Source organism: Nonomuraea sp. NPDC001684, assembly GCF_053596515.1.
Genome location: NZ_JBSFGJ010000493.1, coordinates 1 through 6,498, shown reverse-complemented (window position 1 = coordinate 6,498; position 6,498 = coordinate 1). Strand labels below are relative to the sequence as shown.

Genomic DNA, 6,498 nt, shown 5'->3' with positions numbered 1-6,498 from the left:
GGCACTGTGCCGCGCGTCTCACATCCCCCTCCGCCGTATCGCACATCTACGCCCGGCTGGACGATCCGCGCCAGGCCGCCGTCCTGGCCGACCGGCTGCTGCCCGACCTGCTGCACCGGATGGCCGAGCCCCGCCAGGAGACGGCGCCGCGCCTGCCGGCGTCGCGTCCGGCACAGCCGCCGGGACTGCTGCCCGACTACTGGCGGCGGCCGGCGCGGGTGCCGCGCTGGCTGCTGGCCGGCCTGGTCCTGGCCGTGATCGTGCTGAGCCTCCTTCTGGTCTGGTGGTGAGCGCATGGGCCACGATTTCGAACGCAGGCTGGTGCTCGCGGTGCGGGCGCACGGCTACGACACGCGTACGGCCAGGATGCAGGGGCTGATCCGGGAGGGACTGAGCGGCGCGCTGGACGTGGCGGCCCGGCGTGCCCGGCTCGACCGGCCGTCCTGGGGGCGGGTCGGGGAGGTCGGGGGCGAGCTGGCCGTGCTGCCGCCGGGCGAGCCGGAGCCGGTGGTCTGCGACGCCTTCGTCCACCAGGTGCTGGCCGCGGTGCGCGAGCACAACCGGCTGACCGCGCTCGACGGCCGGCTGCGCCTGCGGCTGGCGATCAACTTCGGCATGACGGCCGGGGAGGCGGCCGGCGGGTACACCGGGCCGGGCCCGGTGGTGGCCAGGGAGCTGGCCGGTTGCGCCGCCGCGCGGGCCGTGCTGGAGCGCGGCGCGGCCGAGCTGGTCGTGGTCATGTCGGCGGACGTCGTCGAGGACACCATCGCCGGGCAGCTCACCTCGCTGGAGACCGAGGACCTGCGCGAGGTGGACGCGGGCGGCCGGCGGGCGTGGTTGTGGCTGCCGGGCGGACATCCCTGGCCCGACGATCCGGCGGGCCAAGGCCCCGCCTGCGACGCCGCCCCCGCCCCTGACGCGCCGGCCTCCGGCGCCCCCTCGGCCGGGTCCGGCGGCGGGGCCTTCGCGGGGGCCCACATCATCGCCGAGTCCGTCGCCGGCCGCGACATCCACCATCACTACGGAGACAGGACATGAGCGACAAGGAACCGCCGAACCAGGAGGAGCCGAAGAACCCCGACCCCCAGAGCCCGGACGGCGAGCCCGAGCCGGGCGAGCGCAAGCCGCACGACCTGGGCCGCGAGATCTCCGCCAGAGCCGCCACCCCCGGCGTCGTGCAGGACCGGCTGGGCACCGAGGCGGACGCCTTCTCCAGCTTCGGCGGCGCCGACGTGCGCGCGGGCCAGGCGGCCGGCCGCGACCTGTACATCACCTACCACGCGGTGTCGGCGGCCAGGGACGCCCCGCGCGTGTGGCAGCTGGGACCGGCCGACCTCGAACACGCCGACAAGAGGTTCGTCGCCCCGGCCGACTTCGACGCCCTGGCCGAGGCGGCCGGGACGCGCCCGGTGCTGTTCCTGCGGGCCGACCCCGGCAGCGGCAGGTGCATGGCGGCCACCAGGCTCCTGCTCGGCTGCTCGGCGGTCTACCGGCTGCACGCCGACACCCGGTTGAGCGCGCTCACCCCCGACGTGCTGGCCAAGGGATGCGGCTACATCCTGGCCGACCTGCCGGGCTCCGCCTGCCGCGAGCTCACCGCCGACGACCTCGGCCAGCTCGCCGACGTGTTCGAACGCGCCCGCGCGCGGCTCGTCGTGACGATGTCCGCCGGCGGCCGGATCACCGGGGCCGGAGCCGGCGCGCTGGTCATGGAGCTGGGCGAGGTGACCGACCGCGTCGAGGTCTTCTACCGGCACCTGAGCCGCGACCTCGACGACGAGGCCACGGAGCGGGTCTTCGGCGACCGGGAGATGATGGCCCTGCTCCGGAGCGAGCTGGACAAGAACTCCTCGCCCGCGCACGCCGCCCTGGTCGCTGCGTACGCCGCCGAGGCGTACAAGGCGGGCGAGCCGCTGGCCGAGACCGTGGGCGACCGGCTGGCGATGCTGGACGCGGCCGAGTTCGAGAGGTGGGCCGAGGGCCTGCCGGACCTGCCCACCCAGAGCATGGCGGTGGCGGTGGCGGTGCTGGGCGGGGAGCCGTACGAGACGGTCTCGGCCGCGGCCGAGCTGATGCGCGAGAGCCTGGAGCCCGAGCGTCCGCTGGAGAGCGCGGAGCCGGCCAGGGACGCCCCGCTGGTCGCGCGCAAGCGGGCCCGGTTGCGCGCGCTGCGCGCCCACGTCGTCCGCTCGACGGTGCAGACCCGGCACGGCGGCGCGCCCACCGAGGTGGTGCGCTACCGCGACCCGAGCTTCCAGCAGAAGTACCTGCTCTACTTCTGGAACGAGTACGACCAGGCGCGGCCCACCCTGCTGGCCTGGTTGCGCGTGTGCGCGCGGCACGAGCTGGAGTCGGTCCGGGTGCGGGCGGCGGTCGCCACCGGCGTCCTCGGGGCCCGGTCCTTCGACCACGTCCGGGCTCTGGTGATCAGGCCCTGGGCCGAGGGCGACGACCCCGACCTGCGGGACGCCGCCGCGCGGGCCCTGCGGCACGCCGCGATGGCCGACCCGGACCTCGGGCCGCCCGTCCGGAACCTGGTGCGCGCCTGGTCGGCGGACGAGTCGCCGGAGCTGCGGGCCACCGCGGCCCGATGCTGGCGGATCGAGTACGACGCGGCCGGCCCCGCCGCGGCCATGAAGGCCCTGGAGGAGCTGGCCTCCTCCGCCGACCTGGACGTGATGACGGCGATCTGCAACAGCCTCACCGAGATGTGGGAGGTCGACGGCGAACGTCTGGAGGCGCCCGCGCTCCTGCTGGGCTGGCTCGGCAAGAGCTCGCGCAAGCCGATCGCGCGCCTGGCGTTCCTGCTGGCCGCGGCCGACCTGGTCCGCCAGGTGGGCGGCGCCACCTGGCCGGCCCTGCTCCACATCGCCACCCGGGATCCCGTCCGCCACCGGGAGATCGCCTCCCTGTGGCGGGACGCCGTCACCGCGCCCCACCTGAACCCGCACGCCAAGGAGATCCTCGCCGAGTGGGCGCACAGCGTCGACGCCCATCCCCTGGCCCGCAGGTCGTTCGCGCGTCTCATGCAGGCGGTCGCCGAGACCCCGCGCAGCGCCACGATCCTGGCCCACGAGGCCGGCAAGTGGGCCAAGGGCTCGCGTCCCGCGCCCGCCACCGCCGCGGAGGTGCTCCGCCTCGTCCGAGAAGAGAGATGACCGCAGTGAACCAGCCCATGCCTCCCCAGCCCCTGCCCGGGAACGGCGGCCCGCCCCACAACGGCGCCGGCCCGCAGCCGGTGCCGCCCGGCCCGGCCATCCCGCCGGACTACCCGGCCGGGATGACCGGCCCGCTCCCCCAGGGCCCGCCGGTGCCGCCGCACTCGCGCAGCCCCCGCGAGCACCTGCCCCAGCACGCCCCCGAGGACATCTGGGGGCCGCCCGCCCCGCCGCCGATCCCGCTCATCCTGGTCGAGCAGACGGTGCAGGAGGCGGGCCGCGCGCCCATCCAGCCGGGACGGGCGCTGCTCTACAGCGACGACTCCGGCCAGGTCTTCCATCTCGCCAAGCCGCCCGGCATCTTCACCCGCCGCTACCGGTGGCGGTACGAGGTGGACATGTCCGACCACTACTCCGTGCTGCACCTGGAGCTGGCCAGCAGTTCGCGGGCGGCCAGATTCCGGCTGCGGATCGACGTGGGGTGGCGGGTCACCGACCCGGTCAAGATCGTGACGTCCCGGATCCAGGACGGCAACGCGCTGGTGCAGTCGCGGATCCGCGAGGCGGTCTCGCCCGTCTGCCGCGGCTTCGACATCACCCGCGACGCCGACCTGGAACGGCAGCTCATGGCGGACTTCGGCAACGACCGGGTGCAGCAGTACCCCCAGGAGGGCATCCTGCTGTTCCGCTTCGCCGTGCAGGTCAGCCACGACCGCAAGGCGGCCGGCTGGATGGCCGCCCAGGCGGACGCCCGCATCGAGGGCCAGCTGGAGGCCGAGGGCATCACCGGCCTGCGGCACCAGATCACCTCCGAGGACGACCTGATGCTGCTGCTGCTCCACCGCGCGCCCGAGCGGGTGGCCGACGTCATCGGCGACATCCGCAAGCGCAAGGAGCTGAGCATGCAGGCCCGCATCGACCTGTTCAACAAGCTCGTGGACAACGACATGATCCAGGAAGCGGAGATGGACACCATCCGCAAGCTGATCATCGAGCCCATCGAGGGGATCGCCAGCGCCGCGCCGATCGGGGCGTTCGGGATCGAGCAGATCGGCGCGCGGGAGCCGCGGCCCGCCCTGCAGCCCCCTCCCCCGCCGGAGGCCGGCCCCCGGGACGACGGCGAGGACGTGCTGCCGTCGCAGGTGGTGCCCGGATCGGTGGACCACGTCACCGGCTGGCACCCGGCTCCCTGGCAACGCGGCCGGCACACCGGCGCACCGCAGGCCGTGCCCGGCAGCCCCTCGCCCGGCCCCACGTCCGCGCCCACCCCACCGCACGACGCCGCGCGCAACGGCCGCCACCACAACGGCCACGCCGCCGGCCCCCGCTCCGGCGACGGGTTCGACGACGGGTTCGACAGCGGCTTCGACGGCGGGTTCGACGGCGGCCCGCACGTCGTCGGGGAGCCGTGATGCCCTGGCCCTTCCGCAAACCGCCGCCTGCCGTCACCGCCCCGCCCGCGGCGCCGGCGACGTCGGCGACGTCGGCGTCCTCGCCCGCGGCGCGGCTGCCCTGGCGGCTGCCGGACGAGCCGGCCCTGGCCGGGATCGCCGCGGACGCCGTCAGCGTCGGCGGCCTGACGGTGCGGGCGGTGTCGCTCGTGGGCCCGGGCCACCGGTGCGCCGAGCCCGCCGTGCCCCGGCAGGACGCCTACCGCCTCGGCAGGGACACCGCCAAACGGCACCTGATCGTGGCGCTCGCGGACGGCATGTCCGACAGCAGGCAGTCGCACCTGGGCGCGAACGTGGCGGTCACCGCCCTGGTCGGCCGGGTCAGAGCGGACCTGGACCGCGGCGGGCCCCTGAGCGCCTGCGACGTCTTCCTCGACGCGGCCCGGCAGATGGCCGGCTCGGCGGTGCGGCACGGCGTCACCGAGCACGACGTGCGGGCGGCGGCGCTGGTCGCCGTCGTCCCGGTGAGCCCGGACCCCGGCGGGCGGCGGACGGCCAGGCTGATGGCGCTGGCCGACGTCGGCGGCTGGCTCCGGCTCCCGCAGGGCTGGCGGCGGCTGATCGGCGAGGAGAAGTCGGGGCTCGACGCGGGCCGGCTGACGGAGTTCCTGCCCTTCCATCCCGACCAGGTCACGAGCGTCACCGTCGAACTCGCGCCGCGCGCGGTGCTGGCGCTGGCCACCGACGGCCTGGGGGACGCGCTGGCGCCCGGCGATCCCCTGGCGGGCTGGTTCGCCGGCCGGTGGAGCGCGCCGCCGCCCATCGCCGAGTTCCTGCGGGACGTCGGCTTCGAGTCCCCCGGCAGGCTCGACGACCGCACCGCCGTCGTCGTGTGGTGCGCCCCATGACCGGCAGGCGGGCGGAAGGGAGGTGCGGGTCGTGAGGGCATGGTCGGACAGCCCGTTCGAGGCCGTCACGCCGATCGAGGAGGTCGCCGAGCGCGGTGCGGTGATCGCGGCAGACAACGGCGAGTCGGAGATCGTCTACGAGTGCGCCGCCCACCCCGGCTGGCTGGTGAAGCTCTACCGGCCGGGCCACGCGGCCGGGGCGGCCGGGGCGGCCGGCGTGCTGGCGCAGCTGATCGCCCTGCCGGCCGGGATGCCGGCGGCCGATCGGGCGCTGATCGACCGGAGCGTGTCCTGGCCGGTCACCCGGGTCGTGGACGGCGGCAGGACGGCAGGGGTCGTCATCGCCAGGGCTCCGGCGGAGTTCAGCGTCCCGATGCGGATGATCTCGGGCTCGACGACGGTCCGGCTCCTTGAGGTCGACCATCTCGTCCAGGCCGATCCGGGGTTCTTCGCCCGGCGCGGCTGGGAGACGCCGGCCCCGGCCGAGCGGCTGGCCGTCGCGCGCAACCTGGCCGCCGTGGGGGCCCTGCTGGAGCGGCACGACGTCGTCTACGGCGACTGGTCCTACGCCAACGCCTTCTGGACGCGCCGCAGCGGCCGGGTGTTCGTCATCGACGTGGACTCCTGCGGGCTGACGGACCGGCCGTGGGTGGAGTCCAAGATGTGGGACGACCCCCGCGTGGCGCCGGGTGACCGGCTGACCGTCCGCACGGACCGGTACAAGCTGGCGGTGCTGGTCGTGCGCTGCCTGACCGGGGTGCGCGGACCGGACCCCGAAGCGGCCCACGCCGCCCTGCCGTCGGCCGTGCGCGACGGACCGCTCGGCCGGGCGCTGCACCGGTCGCTGACCGCCGCCGACCCCGCGGGGCGTCCGGCCGTCGCCGACCTGCTGGCCCTGCTGGAGACGGCGCGCCCGGACCAGTTCGTCCGGATTCCCGTCCCACGGCCGCCGCTCGGCCCGGCCGCGGGCGTCCCCCACGACCGCCACGCCTCCCCTGCGGACCGGACCGCCGCCCCCGCGGACCGGACCGCCGCCCCTGC

6 protein-coding genes are annotated in these 6,498 nt (G+C 75.9%); all 6 read left to right on the top strand.

All coding sequences use genetic code 11. From position 1 onward, the window contains the following. On the top strand, positions 1 to 290 hold a 290-nt coding region (locus ACWCSD_RS44940; protein ID WP_449924584.1), incomplete at its 5' end, for a hypothetical protein. Positions 291 to 294: 4 nt separating this feature from the next. Continuing rightward, the gene (locus tag ACWCSD_RS44935; protein WP_449924581.1) at positions 295 to 1,038 is read left to right on the top strand and encodes a hypothetical protein; all 744 of its coding nucleotides are present in this window, start codon (positions 295 to 297) and stop codon (positions 1,036 to 1,038) included. After that, the gene (locus ACWCSD_RS44930; protein ID WP_397156487.1) at positions 1,035 to 3,158 is read left to right on the top strand and encodes a hypothetical protein; all 2,124 of its coding nucleotides are present in this window, start codon (positions 1,035 to 1,037) and stop codon (positions 3,156 to 3,158) included. Before ACWCSD_RS44935 ends, ACWCSD_RS44930 begins: the two co-directional genes overlap by 4 nt. After that, a complete protein-coding gene (locus tag ACWCSD_RS44925) occupies positions 3,155 to 4,570 on the top strand; it encodes a hypothetical protein (protein ID WP_449924578.1) in 1,416 nt (471 codons plus the stop codon). The genes ACWCSD_RS44930 and ACWCSD_RS44925 overlap by 4 nt, the downstream gene beginning before the upstream one ends. After that, positions 4,570 to 5,457: a protein phosphatase 2C domain-containing protein gene (locus ACWCSD_RS44920; protein ID WP_449924575.1), complete on the top strand. Its 888-nt coding sequence runs from the start codon at positions 4,570 to 4,572 to the stop codon at positions 5,455 to 5,457. The genes ACWCSD_RS44925 and ACWCSD_RS44920 overlap by 1 nt, the downstream gene beginning before the upstream one ends. Positions 5,458 to 5,488: 31 nt before the next feature. Continuing rightward, positions 5,489 to 6,498: hypothetical protein (locus ACWCSD_RS44915; RefSeq protein WP_449924572.1), on the top strand; the 1,010-nt coding region annotated here is incomplete at its 3' end.